Origin of the sequence: Phycicoccus endophyticus, from assembly GCF_011326735.1 — a bacterium.
Classification (GTDB): domain Bacteria; phylum Actinomycetota; class Actinomycetes; order Actinomycetales; family Dermatophilaceae; genus Phycicoccus; species Phycicoccus endophyticus.
The window spans coordinates 187,309-210,340 of the sequence record NZ_JAANCN010000002.1 but is presented as its reverse complement, the minus strand read 5'-3'; the positions used below and the strand labels follow the sequence as shown (position 1 = coordinate 210,340).

19 protein-coding genes, 1 tRNA gene and 1 pseudogene are annotated in these 23,032 nt (G+C 72.6%); 12 read left to right on the top strand and 9 right to left on the bottom strand.

Annotated elements, in window-relative coordinates; translation table 11 throughout:
* The first annotated feature begins 105 nt into the window (after positions 1-105).
* Together G8D98_RS04040 and G8D98_RS04035 are read left to right on the top strand one after the other, a co-directional pair.
* The gene (locus G8D98_RS04040) at positions 106-360 is read left to right on the top strand and encodes a DUF6458 family protein (RefSeq protein ID WP_166099430.1); all 255 of its coding nucleotides are present in this window, start codon (positions 106-108) and stop codon (positions 358-360) included.
* Positions 361-489: 129 nt separating this feature from the next.
* Positions 490-2,019, top strand: a complete 1,530-nt coding sequence (locus G8D98_RS04035; protein ID WP_166099427.1) for a fatty acyl-CoA synthetase — start codon at positions 490-492, stop codon at positions 2,017-2,019.
* A gap of 58 nt (positions 2,020-2,077) precedes the next feature.
* Here the strand turns inward: G8D98_RS04035 and G8D98_RS04030 are convergent, their stop codons facing one another.
* Positions 2,078-3,949, bottom strand: coding sequence for an acyl-CoA dehydrogenase (locus G8D98_RS04030; protein ID WP_166099424.1), 1,872 nt, complete (start codon positions 3,947-3,949; stop codon positions 2,078-2,080).
* Between the two features lie 175 nt (positions 3,950-4,124).
* Between G8D98_RS04030 and G8D98_RS04025 the strand changes: the two genes are divergently transcribed.
* A complete protein-coding gene (locus G8D98_RS04025) occupies positions 4,125-4,655 on the top strand; it encodes a hypothetical protein (protein WP_166099421.1) in 531 nt (176 codons plus the stop codon).
* Positions 4,656-5,011: 356 nt separating this feature from the next.
* Here the strand turns inward: G8D98_RS04025 and G8D98_RS04020 are convergent.
* The 3 genes and pseudogenes from G8D98_RS04020 to G8D98_RS04010 all read right to left on the bottom strand — a co-directional run.
* Positions 5,012-5,507: pseudogene (locus tag G8D98_RS04020) on the bottom strand (IS256 family transposase); the annotation flags it as partial.
* Between the two features lie 406 nt (positions 5,508-5,913).
* A complete protein-coding gene (locus tag G8D98_RS04015; RefSeq protein WP_166099419.1) occupies positions 5,914-6,714 on the bottom strand; it encodes an SDR family NAD(P)-dependent oxidoreductase in 801 nt (266 codons plus the stop codon).
* Between the two features lie 53 nt (positions 6,715-6,767).
* Positions 6,768-7,358: a TetR family transcriptional regulator gene (locus G8D98_RS04010; RefSeq protein ID WP_166099417.1), complete on the bottom strand. Its 591-nt coding sequence runs from the start codon at positions 7,356-7,358 to the stop codon at positions 6,768-6,770.
* A gap of 79 nt (positions 7,359-7,437) precedes the next feature.
* On the opposite strand from G8D98_RS04010, the gene G8D98_RS04005 reads away from it, so the two are divergent.
* Positions 7,438-8,259 carry an SDR family NAD(P)-dependent oxidoreductase gene (locus tag G8D98_RS04005; protein WP_229661865.1) on the top strand — a complete coding sequence of 274 codons (822 nt, stop codon included), beginning with the start codon at positions 7,438-7,440 and terminating at the stop codon, positions 8,257-8,259.
* A gap of 228 nt (positions 8,260-8,487) precedes the next feature.
* The gene (locus G8D98_RS15710; protein WP_476704106.1) at positions 8,488-8,841 is read left to right on the top strand and encodes a hypothetical protein; all 354 of its coding nucleotides are present in this window, start codon (positions 8,488-8,490) and stop codon (positions 8,839-8,841) included.
* Between the two features lie 293 nt (positions 8,842-9,134).
* Here G8D98_RS15710 and G8D98_RS03990 read toward each other — a convergent pair whose 3' ends face one another.
* Together G8D98_RS03990 and G8D98_RS03985 are read right to left on the bottom strand one after the other, a co-directional pair.
* A complete protein-coding gene (locus tag G8D98_RS03990) occupies positions 9,135-10,439 on the bottom strand; it encodes a D-alanyl-D-alanine carboxypeptidase/D-alanyl-D-alanine-endopeptidase (protein ID WP_166099407.1) in 1,305 nt (434 codons plus the stop codon).
* A gap of 243 nt (positions 10,440-10,682) precedes the next feature.
* Positions 10,683-10,756, bottom strand: a tRNA-Gly gene (locus G8D98_RS03985).
* A 283-nt stretch (positions 10,757-11,039) separates the two neighbouring features.
* Between G8D98_RS03985 and dcd the strand changes: the two genes are divergently transcribed.
* Together dcd and G8D98_RS03975 are read left to right on the top strand one after the other, a co-directional pair.
* Entirely contained in the window at positions 11,040-11,615 is a 576-nt protein-coding gene (gene dcd, locus G8D98_RS03980) for a dCTP deaminase (RefSeq protein ID WP_166099405.1), read from the top strand.
* A gap of 7 nt (positions 11,616-11,622) precedes the next feature.
* Positions 11,623-12,276: an alpha/beta hydrolase gene (locus G8D98_RS03975; protein ID WP_205859697.1), complete on the top strand. Its 654-nt coding sequence runs from the start codon at positions 11,623-11,625 to the stop codon at positions 12,274-12,276.
* On the opposite strand, the gene G8D98_RS03970 is transcribed toward G8D98_RS03975, so the two are convergent.
* Both G8D98_RS03970 and G8D98_RS03965 read right to left on the bottom strand, forming a co-directional pair.
* The gene (locus G8D98_RS03970) at positions 12,254-13,669 is read right to left on the bottom strand and encodes an MFS transporter (protein WP_166099402.1); all 1,416 of its coding nucleotides are present in this window, start codon (positions 13,667-13,669) and stop codon (positions 12,254-12,256) included. The two genes, G8D98_RS03975 and G8D98_RS03970, sit on opposite strands and share 23 nt — an antisense overlap.
* A gap of 89 nt (positions 13,670-13,758) precedes the next feature.
* Positions 13,759-15,543, bottom strand: a complete 1,785-nt coding sequence (locus G8D98_RS03965; protein ID WP_166099399.1) for a chloride channel protein — start codon at positions 15,541-15,543, stop codon at positions 13,759-13,761.
* A 27-nt stretch (positions 15,544-15,570) separates the two neighbouring features.
* Here G8D98_RS03965 and G8D98_RS03960 point away from each other — a divergent pair, with 27 nt between their 5' ends.
* The 5 genes from G8D98_RS03960 to G8D98_RS03940 all read left to right on the top strand — a co-directional run bounded on the left by G8D98_RS03960 (position 15,571) and on the right by G8D98_RS03940 (position 19,775).
* Positions 15,571-16,077 carry a MarR family winged helix-turn-helix transcriptional regulator gene (locus G8D98_RS03960; protein WP_166099396.1) on the top strand — a complete coding sequence of 169 codons (507 nt, stop codon included), beginning with the start codon at positions 15,571-15,573 and terminating at the stop codon, positions 16,075-16,077.
* A gap of 136 nt (positions 16,078-16,213) precedes the next feature.
* On the top strand, positions 16,214-17,356 hold the full coding sequence (locus G8D98_RS03955; RefSeq protein WP_166099393.1) for an ABC transporter ATP-binding protein: 1,143 nt from the start codon (positions 16,214-16,216) through the stop codon (positions 17,354-17,356).
* 1 nt (position 17,357) lies between these two features.
* On the top strand, positions 17,358-18,005 hold the full coding sequence (locus G8D98_RS03950; protein WP_166099390.1) for an ABC transporter permease: 648 nt from the start codon (positions 17,358-17,360) through the stop codon (positions 18,003-18,005).
* Positions 18,002-18,760 carry an ABC transporter permease gene (locus tag G8D98_RS03945; RefSeq protein ID WP_166099388.1) on the top strand — a complete coding sequence of 253 codons (759 nt, stop codon included), beginning with the start codon at positions 18,002-18,004 and terminating at the stop codon, positions 18,758-18,760. Before G8D98_RS03950 ends, G8D98_RS03945 begins: the two co-directional genes overlap by 4 nt.
* 97 nt (positions 18,761-18,857) lie before the next feature.
* Positions 18,858-19,775, top strand: a complete 918-nt coding sequence (locus tag G8D98_RS03940; RefSeq protein WP_166099386.1) for an ABC transporter substrate-binding protein — start codon at positions 18,858-18,860, stop codon at positions 19,773-19,775.
* 16 nt (positions 19,776-19,791) lie between these two features.
* Here G8D98_RS03940 and G8D98_RS03935 read toward each other — a convergent pair whose 3' ends face one another.
* A complete protein-coding gene (locus tag G8D98_RS03935; RefSeq protein ID WP_166099383.1) occupies positions 19,792-22,845 on the bottom strand; it encodes a (Fe-S)-binding protein in 3,054 nt (1,017 codons plus the stop codon).
* Positions 22,846-23,032: the final 187 nt, after the last annotated feature.

Below are 23,032 nucleotides of genomic sequence, written 5' to 3'. Positions count from 1 at the left end.
ACCCGCGTGCGCACTCGCAACTTGCCTGCACAAACGTTCGACGCGGGATGTCCCTGCAGGTAGGGTCGGTTGGCCAGCCCGTCCCCGTACCCAGAGGAGACCCCCATGTACATCGGACTCGGCATCTTCCTGCTCGTGCTCGGCGCCATCCTGCTCTTCGCCGTGGGCAGCACCGCCGTGGCCGGCATCAACCTCAGCGTGATCGGGATCATCCTGATCATCGGCGGCGTGCTCGCCATCATCCTGTCCTTCCTCATGCAGGGCACCCGGCAGCGCGGCGGGGTCACGACGACCCGCGAGAGCCACGTCGACCCGAACACCGGGACGCGCGTGGACCGCACGGACGTCGACCCGCACTGACGCCCCACCGGCACCAGCGCGACGGCCCGCCCCCTCCCCCGGGGGCGGGCCGTCGCTCGTCCCTCGTCCCCGGCGCGCGGCCCGGCCGGGCTCGTTGACGCCCCCACCGCCCGCACCTAGGGTCCGGGCATGAGCGGACCACGGTCGAGCACCGTCGACGACATCATCCGGCGCAGTGCCGGCAGGTTCGGTGACCGGGTGGCCCTGCGGTTCGCCGACCGGGAGTGGAGCTACACCGAGCTCGACGCGGCGACGACCCGGGCCGCGGCGCACCTGCTCTCGCTGGGGCTCGTCCGCGGTGACCGGGTCGCCACCGTCGGGCTGAACTCGGACGCCTACCTGCTGGCCTTCCTCGGCTGCGCCCGGGCCGGGCTGGTCCACGTGCCGGTGAACTTCGCCCTGACCGGTGGCGAGCTGGCCTACCTGCTCGCGGACTCCGGCGCACGGGTCGCGCTCGTCGACGAGCCGCTGCGGGCCGGGGTCGAGGCGGTCCGCGAGCGCACGGTGCTCGAGCAGGTGCTCCTGCTGCACGGGAGCGACGAGGCGGTGCTCGCCCGGTGGAGCACCGGGGAGGTCCCGCCGCTCGAGGTCGAGGTGGAGGACACCGACCTGGTCCAGCTGCTCTACACCTCGGGCACGACGTCGGCCCCGAAGGGGGCGATGATGACCCACCGCGCCCTCGTCCACGAGTACGTCTCGTGCATCGCCTCCCTCGGCATCGGCGAGGGCGACGACCCGCTGCACTGCATGCCGCTCTACCACTCGGCCCAGATGCACGTCTTCCTCCTGCCCTCGCTCGCGGTCGGGTGCCGCAACACGCTGCTGCCCAAGCCGGACGTGCCCGAGCTGCTCCGCCGGGTCGCCGAGGACCACCACCACGCGCTCTTCCTCGCGCCGACGGTGTGGGTCCCGCTCGCCAACCACGAGGCGCTCGAGACGGCCGACCTGACGAGCCTGCGCAAGGCGTACTACGGCGCCTCGGTGATGCCCGGCCCGGTGCGCGAGCGGCTCGCTGCCCGGCTGCCGGACATCGGGTTCTACAACTGCTTCGGGCAGAGCGAGATCGGGCCGCTGGCCACGGTCCTCCTGCCGCACGAGCACCTCGAGCGGCCGGAGTCCTGCGGCCGGACGGTGCTGTTCGTGCAGGCTCGGGTCGTCGACGAGGAGGGCAGGGACGTGGCGCCGGGGGAGCGGGGCGAGCTGCTCTACCGCTCCCCGCAGCTGTGCGTCGGGTACTGGAACAAGCCGGAGGTGACCGCCGAGGCCTTCCGCGACGGCTGGTTCCACTCCGGCGACATGGTGGTGCGCGACGAGGACGGGTACGTCACGGTCGTCGACCGGATCAAGGACGTCATCAACACCGGCGGGGTCCTCGTGGCCTCGCGCGAGGTCGAGGACGCCGTCTACAGCCACCCGGCCGTCGCGGAGGTCGCCGTCGTCGCGACGCCCGACGAGCGGTGGATCGAGGCGGTCACGGCCGTCGTCGTGCGCCGGCCCGGGCACGACGTCGACGAGGCGGGGATCATCGCCCACGCCCGAGGCTCGCTCGCCTCGTTCAAGGTGCCCAAGCGGGTCGTCTTCGCCGACGAGCTCCCGCGCAACCAGAGCGGCAAGCTGCTCAAGCGCGTCCTGCGCGACCGCCTCGAGAGCGCCTCCTGAGCTCCGGACGTCGGCGGCCCGCCCCCACGTCGGGGAGCGGGCCGCGGGAGCGGGGGCCTCAGAAGGCCGACTCGGGCACGTCCATGAGGTCGTTGTCGGTGGCCTCGGCCATCGCGCGCTCGGCCGAGAGCCGGGGAAGCACCTGGCGGGCGTAGAAGCGCGCCGCGGCGACCTTGCCCTCGTAGAAGTCGCGGTCCTTGCCCTCGGCCCCGGCCTCGAGCGCGTCGAGCGCGACCGCGGCCTGGCGCAGCAGGAGCCACCCGACGACGAGGTCACCGGCGCCGAGGAGCAGGCGGGTCGTGTTCTGCCCGACCTTGTAGATGTTCGGCAGGTCACCGCCCTGGCGCGGGTCGGACTTCATCAGCTCGCCGACCATGTACCCGAGGATGCCCTGGACGTCCTCGACGCCCTGGCCGAGCAGCTCGCGCTCGCGGTCGATCCGGCCGCCGTGGGCGCCGAGGTCCTTGGCGAACTCCTGCATCTGGGTCGCGAGGTAGGTGAGCGCCTGGCCCTTGTCCCGGACGATCTTGCGGAAGAAGAAGTCCATGCCCTGGATGGCGGTCGTGCCCTCGTAGAGCGTGTCGATCTTCGCGTCGCGGACGTACTGCTCGACCGGGTAGTCCTGGAGGAAGCCGGACCCGCCGTAGGTCTGCAGCGACTCGGTCCCGAGGAGCACCCAGGCCCGCTCGGACCCCAGCCCCTTGACGATCGGCAGGAGCAGGTCGTTGACCCGGTTGGCGACGTCGGCCGCGGAGCCCTCCTCGAAGGTCTCCTCACCGGTGGTGAGCACGTGCTGGTCGACGACGTCCTGCTGGGTCGCCGTGTAGAGGACGAGCGCCCGCAGCCCCTCGGCGTAGGCCTTCTGGAGCATCAGCGAGCGACGCACGTCGGGGTGGTGGGTGATCGTGACCCGCGGCGCCGTCTTGTCCGACATCTGGGTCAGGTCGGCGCCCTGGACGCGCTCCTTGGCGTACCCGAGGGCGTTGAGGTAGCCGCTGGAGAGGGTGGCGATCGCCTTGGTGCCCACCATCATCCGGGCGTTCTCGATGACGTGGAACATCTGGGCGATGCCGTCGTGGACGTCGCCGAGGAGGGTGCCGACGGCCGGGGCCTCGCCACCGAAGGTCAGCTCGCAGGTCGGGGAGACCTTCAGGCCCATCTTCTTCTCGACGTTGGTCACGTAGACGCCGTTGCGCTCGCCGAGCTCACCGGTCTCGAGGTCGACGTGGTACTTGGGCAGGATGAACAGCGAGAGGCCCTTGGTGCCGGGGCCGGCGCCCTCGGGCCGGGCGAGGACGAAGTGCACGACGTTGTCGACGAGGTCGGACTCGGCGCTCGTGATGAAGCGCTTGACGCCGGTGAGCGTCCACGTGCCGTCCTCGTTCTGGACGGCCTTGGTGCGCCCGGCGCCGACGTCGGAGCCGGCGTCCGGCTCGGTGAGCACCATGGTGCAGTGCCAGCCGCGCTCGACGATGAGCCGCGCGAGCTTCTGCTGCTCGGGCGTGCCGAGGTGGTGCAGGAGCTTGGCGAAGGAGTACGAGGCCGCGAACATCGCGAGCGCCGGGTTGGCGCCGAGCAGCATCTCGTTGACCGCCCAGCGCAGGCTCGGCGGGGCCACGGTGCCGTCGAGCTCGGCGGGCAGGTCGATGTTCCAGAAGCCGCTCACCCGGTAGGCCGCGAAGGAGCGGGCGAAGGACTCGGGCATCGTCACGGCCTGGGTCGAGGGGTCGTACACCGGCGGGTTGCGGTCGGCGTCGGCGAAGGACTCGGCGAGCTCGTGCTCGGAGAGCCGGGAGACCTCCTTGAGCATCTCGCGGGCGGTGTCGGCGTCGAGGTCCTCGTAGGGGCCCGAGCCCAGGACGTCGCCGCGACCGAGGACCTCGAAGAGGGTGAACTCGATGTCGCGCAGGTTGCTCGTGTAGTGACCCATGGCGGTCCTTCCGTGGCATGACAAAGTGAGCGCTTGCTCACCAGTGTGCTACCAGTCAGTAACAAAGGCAAGCGAGAGGCCCGGTAGGCCCGTCCGGGCGCCGGCCGACGCGCCGCCCGCCCTGCCTCGGCCCGGCGCCCCCGGCGACCCCGCCGCGCGCGGCATACTCGGGGTCGTGAGCACTGCCGACCTCCTCGCGCAGGCCCGGTCCCACCTCGAGGCCGGGCAGCCGTGGAAGGCGCGCGACCTGCTGCTCGCGCGCGTCGAGGCCACCGAGGACACCGAGGCGCTCGTCCAGCTCGGGTACGTCCTCCACGGGATGGGTGACCTGCCGCGCGCCGGCGCGATGTGGTTCGCGGCGGGGGTCAAAGGGCCCGAGGCCGACGTGGCGGTCGCCGCGTGGCGCGAGCAGGCCGACGACGACTTCGCCGCCATGTGGCGCTCCCTCCCCGCCGGGGTGCGCGCCGAGCCCCGCAGCCCCCGGGTCGAGGCGCTGCGTGCCAAGGCCGTCCTCGCCGACCCCCGGCTGGAGTCGCCGGAGGAGCCCGTCGTGCGGCCGGGTGAGCTGACGGCGCCACCGGACCTCGAGCCGGCCGGGGGCGGGGTCGACGCGGCCCAGGTCATCGGCTGGGTGGTCGCCGCGGCCTTCGTCGTCTGTGCGGTGATCGGCGTGGTCACCGTCCTCGGCTGGATCGTTCCGAGCTAGGCCGAGCCCGAGGTCAGACGGGATGGGGTGACCCCTCGGACTGAAGGGGTGAGTCGCCCCGGGTCCGATGGAGGCTCTGGCCTGCCCCGGGCTTCCCGGCGTCATCCGGGGTGGATTCCTAAGCCGACGGGGTTTGGTTCTTGGACTGTATCGGGGTGAGGTAACCCAGCGCAGAGTGGCGGCGTTGGCGGTGTGGAAGATCTCGGGGTAGTCGAAGGTCGCGTTGGCCAGCTCCGGCCGGGTGCGCCATTTCGTGCGGTTGAGCAGCTCGACCTGCATGCGTGCCCAGACGGATGCCATGTGGCCGTTGTCGTAGCAGTCCCAATGGAGCCCATGGAGGGCACCAGGCCGGAGTCCTTGGCCCGCTGGGTGAGGGTCCAGAACATGTCGGCCACGCCGCGGTTCCTGAGGTCGGTCAGCACGCCCATCCAGAACTTTGCCGCCTCCGCGCCGCCGTGGCCGGACCACAGCCCGAGCACGTCGCGGTGCCCGGACAGGTCGACCCCGATCGCGGCGTAGAACGGCTGGTTGCCGACCTCCCCGTCCCAGACCTTGACGTAGATGGCGTCGATGAACACGGCCGCATGCACCCGCTGCAACGGCCGGGAGGATCCCGCCTGCATATCCTCGATGACCTTCTCGGTGATCTTCGAGACGCTGTCCCTTGCTGACCGAGGCACGGTAGATCTTGGTGAAGTGCGCGCTGATCTCCCCGGTGGCCAGGCCCCGGGCGGACAGCGACAGCACGATCGCGTCGACATCGGACAGGCGGCGCTGGCGCTTCCTGACGATCACTGGCTCGAAGCTGCCCTCCCGGTCCCGCGGCACCTCGACCTGGACTGGGCCGGCGTTGTCGGTCATCATCCCGACCCTTCCCGCTGAGCTCCTCAGCGACTTGGGCTGGTGACACCGTTGGACGGACAGTCCCAGTCATAGCAGGGTCCGGGGCGAGCCGTGTCCGCTGAGATCAGGGACAGCGGATTCGTCTTTGGGCGGACGGGATACGCAGGCTATGACGCTGCTATGCGAGTCGGCTCTGGGCGATGGCCCGGGCCCGCCACCGCGGATCCTCGACACGACTTCGGCGGGACCCTCGGGTGGGGTTACAGCCGAATCGATGAAGATGGTCGTAGCGATGACTGGGTGGTCCGAGGTTCGCTCACGAGAACAGCAGTGCTGTATCGACAGGGACGCTCCTAACGACCCCCGCAGGCCGTTGGTGTTTCGGCTTTCCGGAGGCGCTCACAGGGAGTGCGCGCTACTGCTGGGTTCGCATGGCGGCTGCGGTGGGGTAGACCTGTGCGGTGATGCCGCCGTCCACGGGGACCTCGATGCCGGTGATGTAGGCGGAGGCGTCGCTGAGCAGGAACAGTGCGGTGTTGGCGATGTCTTCCGGCATTCCCGCGTGGCTGCCGGGGGTGGAGGCGTCCATGGCGGCCTCGATGGCCCTCGGGTCGATGCCGGCTGCGCCGGACATTGCCATGCGGGTCTTGATCGTGCCGGGCAGAATGGCGTTGACCCGTACCCCACTGGCGACGACCTCGAGTGCGGCGGTCTTGGTGAGCCCGATCACTCCGTGCTTGGAGGCGACGTAGCCGGCCTGGCCAGGCAGTCCGCCCACGCCGCCCATGGAGGAGGTGTTCACTACGGCGCCGAAGCCCTGCGCGGTCATCACGGGAAGCACATGCTTGAGGCCGAGGAACACGCCGCGCAGGTTGACGGCAACGACCTTGTCGAACGCCTCCACCGGGTAGTCGGTGATTGGCGCCATCGGCCCCAGGATGCCCGCATTGTTGAAGAACGCGTCGATGAAGCCGGTGAGTGCCTTGGCGGCCTCAACGTAGGACTGCACCTGCGCCGGGTCGGTCACGTCGGCCCGGAAGACCATCCCGGATCCAGCTTCGGCGTCGACTGCGGCCTTGGTCTCAGTCAGGCCGGCCTCATTGACGTCGACGAGCACGACTGCGGCGCCATCGCGCGCGAGCCGCACGGCTGTTGCCCGCCCGATGCCGTCGGCGGCTCCGGTGACGATTGCGACCCTTCCGTCGAGAAGTCCCATCTTCTCTTTACCTTCCTTCTTCGGATCGGCGACCCGGCGCGGGTCGCCACGTGCTACTGCGGTGCGCGGAGGGCGGCGAAGGCCTGCTCGAGTAGTGTCTTCGGCGACAGGCGCCCGTCGGACTCGACCCAAGCATCCGTTGCCGCCTGGAGCGCGGCGAGAGCGGCGGCGGAGAGTGTGCGCACGCGGATGTCGTCCGCCGCAGCCGCCGAGCGGGCCGCGATGGCGGCGCGCAGCTGCTCCTGCCAGCGGTGCTGCTTCTCCAGTTCGCGGGCGCGCAGGCTAGTCGTGCGGGTAACCAGCCGCGCCCGCGCGAGCGAGCGGTCGGCGTCAGCCAGTTCGTCGCCGACCACGGCGGCGGTCGCACGGCTGAGGGCCGTCCAGGCGTCGATCTCGTCGGGCTGTTCGAGGACCGCGGCGGCGATCCGGTTCCCGATGCCGTCGATGCTCGCCAGCACGGCATCGTTCTTGCCGTCGAAATAGCGGAAGAACGTCGCTCGCGATATTCCCGCGGCCTGGGCAATCTCGCTGACCGTCACCTCGTCGAAGCCACGGTCGACGGCGAGCTCGAGCGCGACGCGCGCGACCTCAGCACGCGCCTCGTTCCGTAGGCGCGATCCGAGGCCGGTTGACGCGAACTTCATGGATACCTAGTTTACTCTTGAGATTCAGTCTCATAGGCGTGTTGAGGGAGAAGTTGTGGACGCTGCGCAAAGGACCATCGTGATCACCGGCGCCAGCGACGGCATCGGCGCAGCCGCTGCTCGGGCGGCGGCACGGGACGGGCACCGGGTGGTCGTGGTGGGCCGCTCGCCGCAGAAGACCGCGGTGGTCGCCGCGGAGCTTGGCGTCCCGTACCACCTCGCCGACTACAGCGAACTGGCACAGGTCGTGCGGCTGGCCGAGGAGCTGACCGGCCGTTATGAGCGCATCGACGTGCTCGCCAACAACGCTGGTGGGATCTTCGCGGAACGACGCGTGACCGGCGACGGACTAGAGCAGACCTTCCAGGTCAACCACCTGGCCGGCTTCCTGCTCACCGCCCGCCTGCGCCCGCTGTTGGCCGCCAGTGGCGCCCGCGTCGTGCAGACCTCCAGCATGGCAGTCCGTACGGTGCGCCGGTACGACCTCGACAATGTGCAGTTCGCCGCCGGTTACACGCCCATGAAGGCCTATTCCTACGCGAAGCTCGAGAACGCCCTGTTCGCCCGCGAGTTGCAGCGACGGGCGGACGCCGAGGGTATCACCGCCACGGCCTTCCATCCCGGGGTCATCGCCTCCAACTTCGGCTCGACCGGCCGTGCATCGTTCCGGTGGCTCTATGCCAACCCGATCAGCCGCCGGGTGCTGGCGACACCCGAGGACGGAGCCCGGCGGATGCTCCAGCTGGCCCTCGCCCCGGAGGATGCGGGCTGGGAGCCGGGCGGGTACCACGAGCGCAACCGCCCTGCGGCGCTGCCCGCCCGGCTTCACCCGGACGAGGCGGCGGCCGGCCTCTGGAACCTCAGCAAGCAACTGCTTGCCGAGCGCGGTTTCGCGGTGTGATCCCCGAGCAGACGACCGCGGGGATCGGGGCGGTGTGGGGACCGACTGGGCCTCCTCAGACGGTATGGGTGAGCCCTCGGATTGAAGGTTGCCGGTCGAGATGTCCTTGCCCGGCCTATCCGACAGTTGTGGGAGGCCCTCGTGTTCCAAGAGCGTACGAGGGTCGGGCTGGACGTGCACGCACGATCGGTTCACGCCACGGGCGGCACCCGGGTCGCGTTCGAGAGCGTGCAACTGACCGCGGCCCACCCGGACTGGCTCGACACCGCCATCGCCGCCATGGCCGCGGACAGCGAGTACACCGACACCACCCGCCGGTTGACCTGCCTGTGCGGGGTCTCCACCCTCACCGGGTTCGCCCTCGCCGCCGAGATCGGGGACTGGCGCCGCCTGGACGGTGCCACGATCCGCGCCTACGTCGGGCTCGTGCCCACCGAAACACTCCAGCGGAGACAGACGCACGCAGGGCGGCATCACCAAGACCCGGAACAGCCACGCCCGACGGCTGCTGGTCGAAGCCGCGCCGATGCCGGTGACCGGCGCCTGAACCACCGCTGGGTCCAGCTCGAGACCCGCCGATAGAAGCACACCGTCGCCCGCACGGCGGTCGCCCGCGAGCTCGCCGGATGGCGCTGGCCCCAACCCGGAGCCAACCCGCCCGGCCCTGCTGTGAGCAGCCCCCGGGCCGCGCTCGACCTCAGACCACGCGAAAGCTCCCGCCAAGACACCGCCATGCGGTACCCAACGTGCGAACACCGACTGACGGCGCCGTCGACCAGACACCCGCCCGGCCCCGCGGAGAACGACAGAGGCGGCGCCGGACACCCAGCCCGGTGGCGCCCCACCCTGCCCACTTGACAGGGAACGGCTACGTCTCAGTAGCAGCCCTTGACGGTGGCGGCGAGCATGTCGAGCTGCTGCTTGAGCTTGAGCGTGGAGTCCTTGCCGTTGACGAGGAAGGCGAAGACCTTCAGGCGCCCGTCGGCACCGACGGTGAACCCGGCGAGGGCGACGACGTCGGAGAGGCTGCCGGTCTTGGCCCACACCTTGCCCGCGGCGCACCGCGACTGGCGGGTCGTGAAACGGCCGTACTTGGCGGCGAGCGTGCCCGTCTGCCCCGCGGTCGGGATCGCTGCGGCCTGGCGCATCACGGCGAGGTTCGTCGCGCGGGGGTTGACGCCGCGCATGACGACCCGCGCCAGCTGGAGGCTCGACATCCGGTCGGACCGGGAGAGCCCCGAGCCGTCGTAGAGGGCACCCACCGCCAGGCCCTTGCGGGTGAGCACGCGCGACTGCGCCGTCCGGGCGCGTGACCACGAGGTGCCGACGCCCTGCTGCCGACCGACGAGCTTGTGCAGCGTCTCGGCGATCTCGTTGTCGCTGTGCAGGAGCATCCGGCTGACGATGTCCGACAGCGCGTCGCCGCGCACGGTCGCCACCGTCGTCGCGTCCCGGGCGACGTCCCGGCGTCCGTCGTAGGTCACCCGGGCGATGCCGTGCGCCTTGAGGCGGGCCCGGAAGTAGAGGGCGGCGTCCCGGGTGGTGTCCGGGGTGTTGCGCTGGTCGCGGACGAGCGCCCGGACGGGTGCGATCGAGTCGGGGACGTAGCTCGCCTTCCAGCCCACGGCGAGGCTGGGGGTCGGGAAGACGTCGTCGTCGGCGTAGACGTGCGCCATGGTGACGCCCCGGGCCTTGAGGTAGGCGGCGGTCGCGGAGGCCAGCAGGTCGACGTCGGCGCTGGTCAGGCTCGGGTCCCCGAAGCCCTGGATGGTCACCTGGTTCACCCGCGGCCCGCGCCGCACCCGGGTGACGAAGCGGGTGTCCGGGCCGAAGACCGTCAGGGCGTTGAAGGCGGTGACGAGCTTGGTGGTCGACGCGGGCATGAGCGTCTTGCGCAGGTTCTTGCTCCACACGATCCGGTTGGCGCTGGCGTCCATGACCACCCCGGAGAACTGTTTCCCGAAGCGGGCCACGGTGACGCGCTTGCCCAGCTTGGTGTGGATGCGGTTGTCGGCGTTGGTGCCCGAGGCGGCGGTGACGGCGGACTGCGCGGTGGCGACCGCCGTCGTGTGCATCCCCGGCACGGCGGCGGTCTGGGCCAGAGAGGCAGGCGCGAGGGTGGTCGCGGTCAGGGCGGCGACCACCGTGGCCACCAGGGCACGGGCGCGGGTCTGGGGCATGGGCTGTCCTCGGTATGGCACGTCCCCGCGATCCGGTCCCTGCCTCGGGGTGCGACGAGGGTAGCCCACAAGCGGGGCCGATCCGTGGCAATCCGGCAGGTGGCGGGCACCTGCCGGCGTTCTCGCTCGGGTCGCCGGGAGGCTGCGGGCCAGCGGGCCGGGGTGGGCGCCCCTGCGTGGCTTCGTCTGGCCGCCACCGGACGGTGCGGTCGGCCTCCTGCGGGCTGACCTGCGGTGATGCGGTGGAGCCGATGACGGGAATCGAACCCGCGTGTCCAGCTTGGGAAGCTGGCGCTCTACCATTGAGCTACATCGGCGTGCCGGGCGATACGGGTGGTCCGACCGCCGGCGCCGGGAAGTCTAGCCGACGTCCCACGCCTCGCCGCACCGCCTCCCGGGCCCCGGCTCCACCCCCTCGCTCCGTGGCGCCCCAGCATCGGCGAGGTTCCCGCTGCACGCCGACGGTCCGTAAGCCCCGTGGCGGCGGCGCGCGCTCCGTCCGGGTGGTGAGGCTCCGGGCCGCCCGGTGCAGCCCCCGGACCGCGGGGACAGCGTACGGACGCGCCGGCGGGGCGCCGAGGCCGAGGTAGCCTGACGCGCGTGCTCCTCTCCGACCGTGACATCCGCGCCGAGATCGAGGCCGGCCGGGTCGCCCTCGACCCGTGGGACCCGGCGATGGTCCAGCCCAGCAGCGTCGACGTCCGGCTCGACAAGTTCTTCCGGCTCTTCGACAACCACAAGTACCAGGTCATCGACCCCGCGCAGGACCAGGCCGACCTCACCCGGCTCGTCGAGGTCGACCCGCAGGAGGGCTTCGTCCTCCACCCCGGCGAGTTCGTCCTCGGCTCGACCCTCGAGACGGTGAGCCTGCCCGACGACCTCGCCGCCCGCGTCGAGGGCAAGTCCAGCCTCGGCCGGCTCGGCCTGCTCACCCACGCGACCGCCGGCTTCGTCGACCCCGGCTTCACCGGGCACGTCACCCTCGAGCTGAGCAACGTCGCCACCTTGCCGATCATGCTCTGGCCCGGCATGAAGATCGGCCAGCTCGCGTTCTTCCGGCTCACCAGCCCGTCCGAGAACCCCTACGGCTCGGAGGCCTACGGGTCGCACTACCAGGGCCAGCGCGGGCCGACGGCGAGCCGCAGCTTCCAGAACTTCCACCGGGCCGAGGTCTGAGCGCCCGGTGACCGACGCATCCGGCGGCGGGCAGCCCCTGCCTCCCGGCGGGGAGGGCGCACGGCTGCACGGCCGCGCCGACCCGGGCTGCGACGGCGTGGCCCTCGTCCTGCACGGCGGGCGCGAGCACAGCCGGGAGGAGGTCAGCGGGCGCCAGCTGGCGGTGCTGCGGATGCTGCCGTTCGCCTGGTCGCTGCGCCACGGTGGCTCCGGCCGGCTGGCCGTCCTGCGGCTGACCTACCGCCTGCGGGGGTGGAACGGTGCGGCGGAGGACCCGGTGCAGGACGCCCGCTGGGCCCTCGAGCACATCCGCCGGGCCGCTCCCGGGCGGCCGGTCGCCCTCGTCGGGCACTCGATGGGGGGCCGGGTCGCGCTGCGGCTCGCGAGCGAGCCGGCGGTCGCGGCGGTCGCCGCGCTCGCGCCGTGGGTCGAGGACGACGTCCGCCGCCTGCGGCCCACCGTGCCGGTCCTGCTCATGCACGGCACGCAGGACCGCACGACCGACCCGCGCCGCACGGCCGCGGTGGCGGCCCGGTGGACGCACGAGGGTGCGCAGGTGACGCACCTGCGCGTGGCCGGGGAGAAGCACGCGATGATGCGTCGGCCCGGCTACTGGCACCGCACCGTGACCGACTTCGTCACCGGCGCTCTCCTGCGCTGAGCCCGACCCGGCTGACCACCGCGCCGGCGAGCAGCAGCGCCGCGCACCACAGCATCGCCGCCCGGTAGCCGGAGGTCATCGCGTCGGGGTCGAGGTAGTCCGTGCCCGCCAGCCCCACGAGCCCCGGCAGCGCGGCGACGGCGACGAGCGACCCCGCCCGGGCCACCGCGTTGTTCACCCCGCTCGCGACGCCGGCGTGCCGGTCGGGCGCCGCGGCGAGCACGGTCGCGGTGAGCGGCGAGACGAGCGTGGCCAGGCCGAGCGCGAAGACGACCATCCCCGGCAACACGTCGAGCCACCCGGCGGCCGGGCCGACCCGCAGCAGGAGGAGGGCGCCGGCGGCGCACAGCGCCGGCCCCACCGTCATCGGCAGCCGCGGCCCGACCCGCTCGGCCAGGGCGGCCGAGCGGGAGGAGAGCAGCATCATCGCGACGGTGAGCGGCAGGCTCGACAGCCCGGCCGTCAGCGCGCTCCACCCGGCGACCTGCAGCTCGAGGACGACGAAGAGGGTCACCACGCCGAGGGCGCCGTAGACGAGCAGGGTCATCGCGTTGGCGGCGGAGAAGACCCGGGAGGCGAACAGCGACAGCGGCACGAGCGGGTGGCTCGAGCGGCGCTCGACGACGACGAACCCCACCCCCGCGCCGACGGCGAGCGCCCATCCGCCCGCCGAGACGCCCGCGGGCGTCGGGGCCCGGGCGGTGAGCACGTACGTCAGGGCACCGAGGGAGAGGGCCGCGAGGACGCCGCCGAGCAGGTCGAACGGACGCTCGCGCGCCTGCGGGTCGCGGCTCTCGGGGGCGGTGCGCGCCGTGAGTGCGAGGACGGCGAGGCACAGCGGGACATTGATGCCGAAGACCCAGCGCCACGACGCGTGGTCGACGAGCCAGCCGCCGACGAGCGGGCCGAGCGCCGCGGCGACGCCCGAGTACCCCGCCCAGGTGCCGACCGCGGGCCCGCGGTCCTCGGGGCGGAAGGAGCTGCGGATGATCGCCAGCGCGCCGGGGGTGAGCAGCGCCGCGCCGACGCCCTGGAGGACCCGCAGGCCGACGAGCTGGGCGGGGCTGGCGGCGAGCGCGCACAGCGCCGACGCGGTGGCGAACCAGGTGACCCCGACGAGGTAGACCCGCCGCCGCCCCCAGCGGTCCCCGAGCGCGCCCCCGACGAGGACGAGGGAGGCGAGGGCGAGCAGGTAGCCGGCGACGACCCACTGCAGCTGGGCCAGGGAGGCCCCGAGGTCGGTGCCGATGGTCCGCAGGGCCACGGTGACGACGCTGCCGTCGAGGATGGCGACGCCCGTCCCGAGGACGAGGCCGGCGAGCACCGCCCGGCCCCGGGCGGAGCGGCGGTCGAGATGGTCGGCCGCGGGGACGGTCTCCTCGGGGGTGCTCACCTCCGGGCAACGCTGCGGGGCCTCCCGGCCATCCCGGCCATCCCGGCCGTCCCGGACCCCCGGGCGCCTCGCGCGGCCCGGGCGAGGCGTCAGCCGGTGCTCGCGGTCCGCATGCTCGTCAGCGCGTCCCGGTAGGTCACCCAGCCGACGGGGTCGACCCCGTCCTCGTCGAGGACCGGCATCCCGCCGACCCCGCTCTGGTTGAGGGCGTCGAGCACCCGGTCGAGGGTGTCGGTGACCCGCACCCGCTCGGGCAGCTCGGTGACCATCTCGGCCGGCTCGACCTCGTGCCGGCCCCCGGCCAGGGCCTCGGAGACCGCCCGGGCGGTGACCACGCCGTGGTAGCGCCCGTCGGCACCGGCGAGCGGGAGGACGCCGTAGCTCGTGCCCGACAGGCGGGAGGCGACGTCGCGCAGCGGGGTGCCGCCCTCGACCGGACGCGGCAGGGGGCGCATCACCTCGCGCACCGGCGTGCGGGAGGCGAGCGACTCCGGGGCGGGGGCGGTGAGGTCGACCCCGCGGCGGCGCAGCTTGAGGGTGTAGACGGAGTCGGCCGAGAGGGCGTGGCTGACGAGCGTCGCGATGACGATCGCGGTCATCAGCGGGAGGATGATCGAGTACTCGTTCGTCAGCTCGAACATGATGATGACCGCGGTGATCGGGGCCCGCGCCGCGCCGGCGAACACCGCGCCCATCCCGATGAGGCCGTAGGCGCCGACCGGGCCGGCGACGCCGGGAAGCGCGCCGTGTGCCACGGCACCGAACGCGGCACCGAGCATCGCCCCGATGAACAGGCTCGGCGCGAACACCCCGCCCGAGCCGCCGATACCGATGGTCAGGGAAGTGGCGAGCATCTTCCCGACGAGGAGCAGCAGGAGGAAGGCGATGGCGTAGCGGCCGTCGATGGCGTCGCCGAGGACGGGGTAGCCGACGCCGTACATCTGCGGCAGCGCGAGCAGGAGCAGGCCGAGCAGCAGCCCGCCGACGGCCGGCCGGGCCCACTCCGGCCCGGGCCACAGCGCGTCGCAGAGGTCCTCGACGCGGTAGAGGACCCGGGTGAACAGGACGCCGGCGCCGCCCGCGACGACGCCGAGCAGCGCGAAGAGCAGGTACTCGCTCGGGTGGGCCACGGTGAAGGTCGGCAGTGCGAGGAAGGGCTCGTTGCCGAGGACCGCCCGCCCGATCGCCGAGGCGGTGACGGCGGAGAGGACGACGAGCCCGAAGGACTGGGCCGTGAAGTCGGCGAGGATCAGCTCCATCGCGAAGAAGACCCCGGCGAGCGGGGCGTTGAACGTCGCCGCGATGCCGCCGGCGGCGCCGCACGCGACGAGCACGCGCATCCGGGGCTCGGTGACCCGGACCACCCGGCCGACCGTGGAGCCGAGGGCCGACCCGATCTGGACGATGGGCCCCTCGCGGCCGACCGACCCGCCGCCGCCGATGCACAGTGCCGAGGCGAGCGCCTTGACCCCGGCCACCTGTGGCTTGATCCGGCCACCGTTGCGCGCGACGGCGTACATGACCTCCGGGACGCCGTGCCCGCGCGCCTCCCGGGCGAACCGGTGGACGAGGGGGCCGTAGAGCAGGCCGGCCACGACGGGGGTGAGCACGACGAACCAGCGGCCGAGCGCCGGTAGGTGGGGGTTGGCCGCGCCGGGGACGGCCGCGTAGTCGGCGTGCCCGGTGAACAGCCGGGTGAAGGTCTCGATGAGCCACCGGAAGAGGACCGCGGCGCCCGCGGTGCCGGCGCCGACGACGAGCGAGAGGGCGAGCAGGCCGCCACGCGAGCCCCGCAGCTGGTCCCCCCGCACACGGGCCCGCCGCCGCCAGCCCGTCGTCGGTGTCGGACGCGGGGCGGCGGCGCTCACGGACATGAGTTGCAGTATGCAATAGTTGCAGGCATGAGCGGAAATCCGTCCACGGACGTCCCCGCGGGCAGCGCGGAGGAGCTCGACGCCATCGTCGGCGCCGTGCTCGTGGCCTCCCGGGCGCTCGTCGGGGTCTCGGCGCGCTCGCTGGCCGACGTCGAGGACACCGTGACGCTGACCCAGTTCCGCGCGCTCGTCGTCCTGAGCACGCTCGGGGAGACCCGGCTGAACACCCTCGCCGAGCGGCTCGGGGTCGGCGCCTCGAGCGCGCTGCGTACCGTCGACCGGCTGCTCGCGGCCGGCCTCGTCACCCGCCGGGAGAACGCCCGCGACCGGCGGGCGGTGGCCATCGCGCTCACCCGGCGCGGACGCAGCCTCGTCGACACGGTCACCGCCCGGCGGCGGGAGGCGATCGCCGCGATCGTCGAGCAGATGCCCGCCGATCGCCGCGCCGGGCTCGTGGCCGCCCTCACCGCCTTCGCCGAGGCGGCGGACGAGCCGGTGCCCGAGCTCCACGAGGTGCCCGAGGGCAGCTGGTGACCGCACGCTCCCACCCGGCCGGGTGAGCGCTCCTCGGGGGTCGGCGGAGCCCCCGTCCGGCGACGGCGTGCGCCGCTCGTCGAAGGTCGGGCCCCGGGGCCGCCCGACCTGCACCGATTCCGGTTAGGGTCGACGGATGATCCGCTTCGACGGCGTGACCAAGCAGTTCCCGGACGGCACGGTCGCCGTCGACGACCTCAGCCTCACGGCGCCGACGGGCAAGATCACGGTCCTCGTCGGGCCCTCCGGGTGCGGCAAGACGACGAGCCTGCGGATGGTCAACCGGATGATCGAGCCGACGCGCGGCGCGATCGTCATCGACGGCCAGGACACCGCCCGGATGGACCAGGCCCAGCTGCGCCGCGGCATCGGGTACGTCATCCAGCACGCCGGGCTCTTCCCGCACCGGACCGTCCTCGACAACATCGGCACGGTGCCCCGGCTCCTCGGCTGGGACCGCGCCCGTACCCGCGAGCGCTCCCGCGAGCTGCTCGAGCGGGTGGGGCTGGACGCCCGGCTCGCCGACCGCTACCCCACCCAGCTCTCCGGGGGGCAGCAGCAGCGGGTGGGGGTGGCCCGGGCGCTCGCGGCCGACCCGCCGATCATGCTCATGGACGAGCCGTTCTCGGCGGTCGACCCGATCGTGCGCGACCAGCTGCAGGACGAGTTCCTCCGCCTCCAGGACGAGCTCGACAAGACGATCGTCTTCGTCACCCACGACATCGACGAGGCGATCAAGCTCGGCGACCAGGTGGCCGTGCTGCGGGTCGGGGGCTCGCTGGCGCAGGTGGCCGAGCCGGCCTACCTGCTCGCCCACCCGGCCGACGACTTCGTCGCCGACTTCGTCGGCCGCGACCGTGGCTACCGCTCGCTGCAGTTCCAGCCCTCCCCACGCCTGCCGCTGCGCTCGGAGCGCACCGTGGTCCTCGGCGAGCGCCCCGGCGAGGCCGGTTCGGCGTGGCTGCTCGTCGTCGACGAGCACCGCCACCCGGTGGGCTGGGTGGAGCCCGGCCGGGTCGGTGACCGTCCGGTCGAGGACGCCGACCTCCACCGCGGCGGCACCCTCGCCCGGGCCGACGGCACCCTGCGCGGAGCCCTCGACGCGGCGCTGTCCTCGCCCTCGCGGCGCGGGGTGGTCGTCGACGACAGTGGCGCGCTCATCGGGACCGTCCTCGCCCACGAGGTGCTCAGCGCCATCGAGGACACCGACCGGCCCGAGCGCGACGAGCGCGACCCCGTCCGCGGCGGGGCCGTCGACGTCGCGGGGGAGCAGGCCTGACGTGGACTGGCTCGCCTCGAACTGGCGCACGGTGCTCGACCTCGCGGTCTCCCACCTCTACCTCGCCGGGGTCCCCCTGGTCGTCGGGCTCGTCCTGTCGGTGCCGCTCGGCTGGACGGCCAAGCGCTGGAGCCGGACGTACTTCGCCATCATCACCTCCGCCGGGCTGCTCTACACGATCCCCTCGCTCGCGCTGTTCGTCGTCATGCCGCTCATCGTCGGCACCAAGATCCTCGACCCGCTCAACGTCGTCATCGCGATGTCCGTGTACACCGTCGCGTTGCTCGCGCGCACCGTCGCGGACGGCCTCACGGCGGTCCCCGACCATGTCGAGCAGGCCGCGACGGCGATGGGGTACAAGGGCCTGCGCCGGCTCTTCGGTGTCGAGCTGCCGCTCGCGGTGCCGGTCGTCGCGGCCGGGCTGCGGGTCGCGGCGGTGAGCAACGTCAGCATCGTCTCGGTGGCCTCCATCGTCGGCATCTCCCAGCTGGGGGACCTGCTCGTCGACGGCTACAACCGGGTCATCTGGGGCGAGCTGGTCACCGGCATCCTCGCCACGGTCCTGCTCGCCCTCGTCCTCGACGCCCTCATCGTCGCCGGGGCGAAGGTCCTCACGCCGTGGACCCGGGCCGCCGGGGGGCGCGCATGATCGCCTCGCTGCTGTCGTGGTTCACCGACGCCGAGACGTGGGCGGGCGAGTCGGGCATCGGCAACCGCCTCCTCGAGCACCTCTGGTACACGCTCGCGACGATGGTCGTCGCGATGGTCCTCGCCGTCCCCGCCGGCCTCTGGGTGGGGCACACGGGACACGCCCGGTGGCTCGTGACGGTCGCGAACTCGCTGCGGGCCGTGCCGACCCTGGGTCTCCTGCTCGCCGCCTCGCTGTGGCTGCGGACCCTGCCGGGGGACCTGGCCTACGTCGTCCCGAGCATCGCGGTCCTCGCGCTGCTCGCGATCCCCCCGGTCCTGGCGGGGACCTACGGCGGGATCGAGGCCGTCGACCCCGCTGCGCGCGACGCCGCCTACGGCGTGGGGATGCGGGGCCGGCAGGTGCTCTGGCAGGTCGAGGTCCCGAACGCGCTGCCGCTCATCCTCTCCGGGGTGCGCTCTGCCGTCCTCCAGGTCGTCGCGACGGCGACGATCGCCGCCATCGTCGGTCTCGGCGGTCTCGGCCGGTTCATCATCGACGGGCTCGCGCTGAGCGACTACGCCCAGGCCGGTGGCGGCGCCCTGCTCGTGGCCGTGCTCGCCCTGGCCCTGGAGGGGCTGCTCGCCCTGGTCCAGCGGCGGCTCGTCTCGCCCGGCCTGAGCGGGCGCCCTGTCGGTGGGTCACGAAAGGATGACGAAGACGCACCGCGGGAAGAACCGGGCGAGAGCACGGTTGACCTCCGCACGCCCGCCTGACACCGGCGCGTCCTCGACGGCCGCGCCCAGCCACCGCCCGACCCGACTCCGCTCGACCGACCACCGGCCCTCCGGCCACCACGAAAGGGACCGACCGATGAAGCGCAGAACCGCCCTGACCACGCTCGCCGTCGCCGCCGCCCTCGGGCTGACGGCGTGCGGCGGAGGGGACGACCCGCTCGCCGCCGAGAGCTCCTCCTCCGACGGCGGCGGCTCCGGCGGCGGGTCGGTCGTCGTCGGAGGAGCGAACTTCTCCGAGTCGACGCTGCTCGCCGAGATCTACGCCGGTGCCCTCCAGGCCGACGGCATCGACGCGAGCACCAAGCTGAACATCGGCTCGCGCGAGGTGTACCTGCGTGCCCTCCAGGACAACTCGATCCAGGTCTTCCCGGAGTACACCGGGGCGCTCGCCCTCTACTACGACGCCGACTACAGCGGCACCGACGCCGACGAGGTGTACGCGCACGTCCAGGAGGTCATCCCCGACGACGTCACCGTGCTCGAGAAGTCCGCCGCCGAGGACAACGACTCGATCAACGTCACGCAGGAGACCGCCGACAAGTACTCGCTCTCGACGATCTCCGACCTCGCCGACGTCGCGGGCGACCTCACCCTCGCCGCACCGCCGGAGTTCAAGGAGCGCCCGCAGGGCGTGCCGGGGCTGAAGAAGACCTACGGCGTGACCTTCGGTTCCTTCCGCCCGCTCACCGGCCAGGCCATCGTCCAGGCGCTCGTCAACGGCCAGGCGGACGCGGCGAACATCTTCTCGACCGACCCGGCCATCGCGGCCAACGACTTCGTGACCCTCGAGGACGACCAGAAGCTGTTCGGGTCGCAGAACATCGTCCCGCTCGTGCGCTCGGACCGCGCCGACGAGGTCAAGGACACCCTCGACGCGGTCTCCGCGAAGCTGACGACCGACGCGGTCGCCGACATGCTCAAGCAGACCGACATCGACAAGAAGGACCCGGCGGAGGTCGCGCAGCAGTTCCTCAGCGACAACGGCCTCTCCTGAGCCGCTGACGGGCGGCTCAGTCCCAGGGGTCGAGCTCGTCGAGGAGTGCCGGGTCGCCGCCCTGGTCGGCGTCGGGTGCCTGGGGCGACGGTGTCGTGGACGCCTCGGGCGCCTCCGCGGGGTCGGTGTCGTCGGCCGCGGGGGCAGGCTCGCCGGCGGGGGCAGGCTCGTCCCACGGGTCGACGTCGTCGGTGGCGACCTCGGCAGCCGTGGCGAGCCGCTCCGGGGTGGGCTCACCCTGTGAGGTGCCGGCGAGCGGGTCCTCGGCCGCCGGCGGGTCGTCCCACGGGTCGGGCTCGGACGCGGCCGGCTCCGCAGCGGCCGGCGGCGACGTGCTCGGCTCGTCCCACGGGTCGGCGTCGTCGGTGGACGGGGAGGCGGCGGGCTCGTCCCACGGGTCGGTGTCGTCGGACACTTGCGGGGGGCTCGATGTGGCGGCGGCCGGCGGCGACGTGCTCGGCTCGTCCCACGGGTCGGCGTCGTCGGAGGACGGGGAGGTGGCGGGCTCGTCCCACGGGTCGGCGTCCTCGGCGGCTTTGACGGGCTCCTCGGCGGGCGCTGCGGTAGGTGCTGCCGCGGCGGCAGTCGCTGCGCCGGCGGCCGCGGGCGGGAGGTCGGCGCCCTCCGCCGTCGTGGGCTCGTCGGCGTCCTCGGCCGGCGTCTCCGGCGAGCTCTCCTCCTCCCCGCGGCGTACGGCGGCGAGCAGCATCTGGGCGACGTCGACGACCTCGACCTGCTCGCCCGCCCCCTCGGCCTGCTTGGCGGTGAGCCCGTCCGAGATCATCACCCGGCAGAACGGGCAGCCGATGGCGATCCGCTCGGCGCCCGTCGCGAGGGCCTCCTCGGTGCGGTTGGTGTTGATCCGCGTCCCGAGCTTCTCCTCCATCCACATCCGGGCGCCCCCGGCGCCGCAGCAGAACGACTTCTCGCCCGAGCGTGGCATCTCGCGCAGCTCGACGCCGGGCAGGGCACCGATGAGCTCTCGCGGCGGCGAGTACACGCCGTTGTGCCGGCCGAGGTAGCACGGGTCGTGGTAGGTGACCGTCGCGGCGGTCGAGGCGACGTTCCGTGCCGAGGACATGCCGGGCACGTCGTCCGGGCGGGCGACGGGGGTGAGCCGCTTCTCGCGCACGAGCCGGTTGAGCAGCTGCGTGTGGTGGACGACCTCGTAGGAGCCGCCCAGCTGGGGGTACTCGTTCTTGATCGTGTTGAAGCAGTGGGCGCAGGTGACGACGACCTTGGTCACCCCGAGCTCGCCGAAGGTCTCGACGTTCTGCGCCGCGAGGGTCTGGAACAGCAGCTCGTTGCCGGCCCGGCGGGCGGAGTCGCCGGTGCACGTCTCGCCGTCGCCGAGGACCGCGAAGGAGACGCCGGCCGCGTCGAGCAGCTCGGCCACGGCGCGCGTGGTCTTCTTCGCGCGGTCCTCGTAGGCACCGGCGCAGCCGACCCAGAACAGCCAGTCCACCTCGGATGCCTGCTCGACGTCCCGCCCCAGCACCTTGACCTCGAAGGGCAGGTCCTTGGCCCAGTCCAGCCGCGCCCGGGCCCCCATCCCCCACGGGTTGCCCTTGCCCTCGAGGTTCTTGAACAGCCCGCCGAGCTCGTTCGGGAAGGCCGACTCGATGAGCGTGGAGTAGCGCCGCATGTCGATGATGTGGTCGACGTGCTCGATGTCGACCGGGCACTGCTCGACGCACGCGCCGCACGTCGTGCACGACCAGAGGACGTCCTGGTCGATGACGGCGTCCGGGCCGTGCGGGGTGTAGGCGCTCAGGGGCGCCTCGGGGTCGTAGCCGGTGTCGCCGACCAGTGCCATCGCCGACCAGTCGAGGACGTCGACCGGGGCGGTGGGCTCGACGCCGTCGGTCGGCACGGTCTGGGCAGCGGCCGAGACAGTGGCCATGGCCCGCTCGCGGTCACCGTCGGCGTCCGCGAGGGCTCGCAGGTAGGGCGCCTTGGCGTTCGCGTGGTCCCGCAGGGTCATCATGAGCAGCTTGGGCGAGAGCGGCTTCTCGGTGTTCCAGGCGGGGCACTGGCTCTGGCACCGACCGCACTCGGTGCACGTCGAGAAGTCGAGCAGGCCCTTCCACGTGAAGTCCTCGACCGCACCGACGCCGAGGACGTCGCCCTCCTCCATCTCCTCCATGGCCTCGAGGTCGAACGGCTTGCCTCCCACCGTCATCGGCTTGGCGGCCCCGAGGGCCGTCCGGCCGGAGGCCTCGCGCTTGAACCAGATGTTGGGGAAGGCCAGGAAGCGGTGCCACGCGACGCCCATCGTCGGCTGCAGGGCGATGGTGATCATCCAGGCGAAGGAGACGAGTATCTTGACGGTGGCGACCGCGTACACCCAGGCCGCGACCTGGGGCAGCGAGGCGCCCGACCACCAGCCGGCCATCCAGCCCGTGAGCGGGAAGTGCAGCGCCACGGAGGCCCCGGGCTCGAGGCGCTGGACCATCGCGGCCTCCAGGCCACGCAGCAGGAGGATGCAGATGGTGACGACGAGGATGGTCAGCTCGACGTAGTAGGCCTGCCAGAAGGTGGAGCCGAAGAAGCGCGACCAGCGCCCGTCTCGCCCGGCGGCTCGCTTCGGGTGGTTCTTCTGGCGGATCGCCATGAGCACGACGATGCCGACGAGCCCGGCCCAGGCGAACAGCTCGACGACCCACTCGAAGGGGGGCAGGTGGCCGACGAGGGGCAGGCGGTAGTCGGGCTGGACGAGCTGGAAGAAGGCGTTGACGAGGGTGGTGAACAGGATGATGAAGGCCAGCGCGGTGAACCAGTGCGCCGCCGCGACGACCTTGAGCCGGCTCATCCGGGTGTGCCCGAGGAACTCCCGGGCGAGCGTCCAGGTGCGCGAGCCCGGGGCGTCCGTGCGCCCCGGGTCGGGCCGGCCCATCCGGTAGAGCGCGATGAAGCGTCCCACCTGGCGGAAGAGCATCGCCCAGCCGACCGTCGGCACGACGACGCACAGGACGATGCCGACGACCTGGAGGGCGGTGACGCCGCCGAACCGTTCGTCGAACGTGGGCAGGACGTCGCTGGCCAGGGCGGGCGCGAGGGCAGCAGGCATGCGCGCCAGCGTACCCGGCGGTAAGCAAGCGCTCACCGCCGTGTGACGACCGTCAACCCCCGGCGCCGGAAGACCTCTCCCGGTCCTGCGGGGCTCGCCGAGCCATGCTGATCTCGCCCAGCACTGGCGCTGTAGCAACGTGGTTCAGCGAGATCGCCGCGGTCTGGCGAGGCCGGCGCGGGTCGGA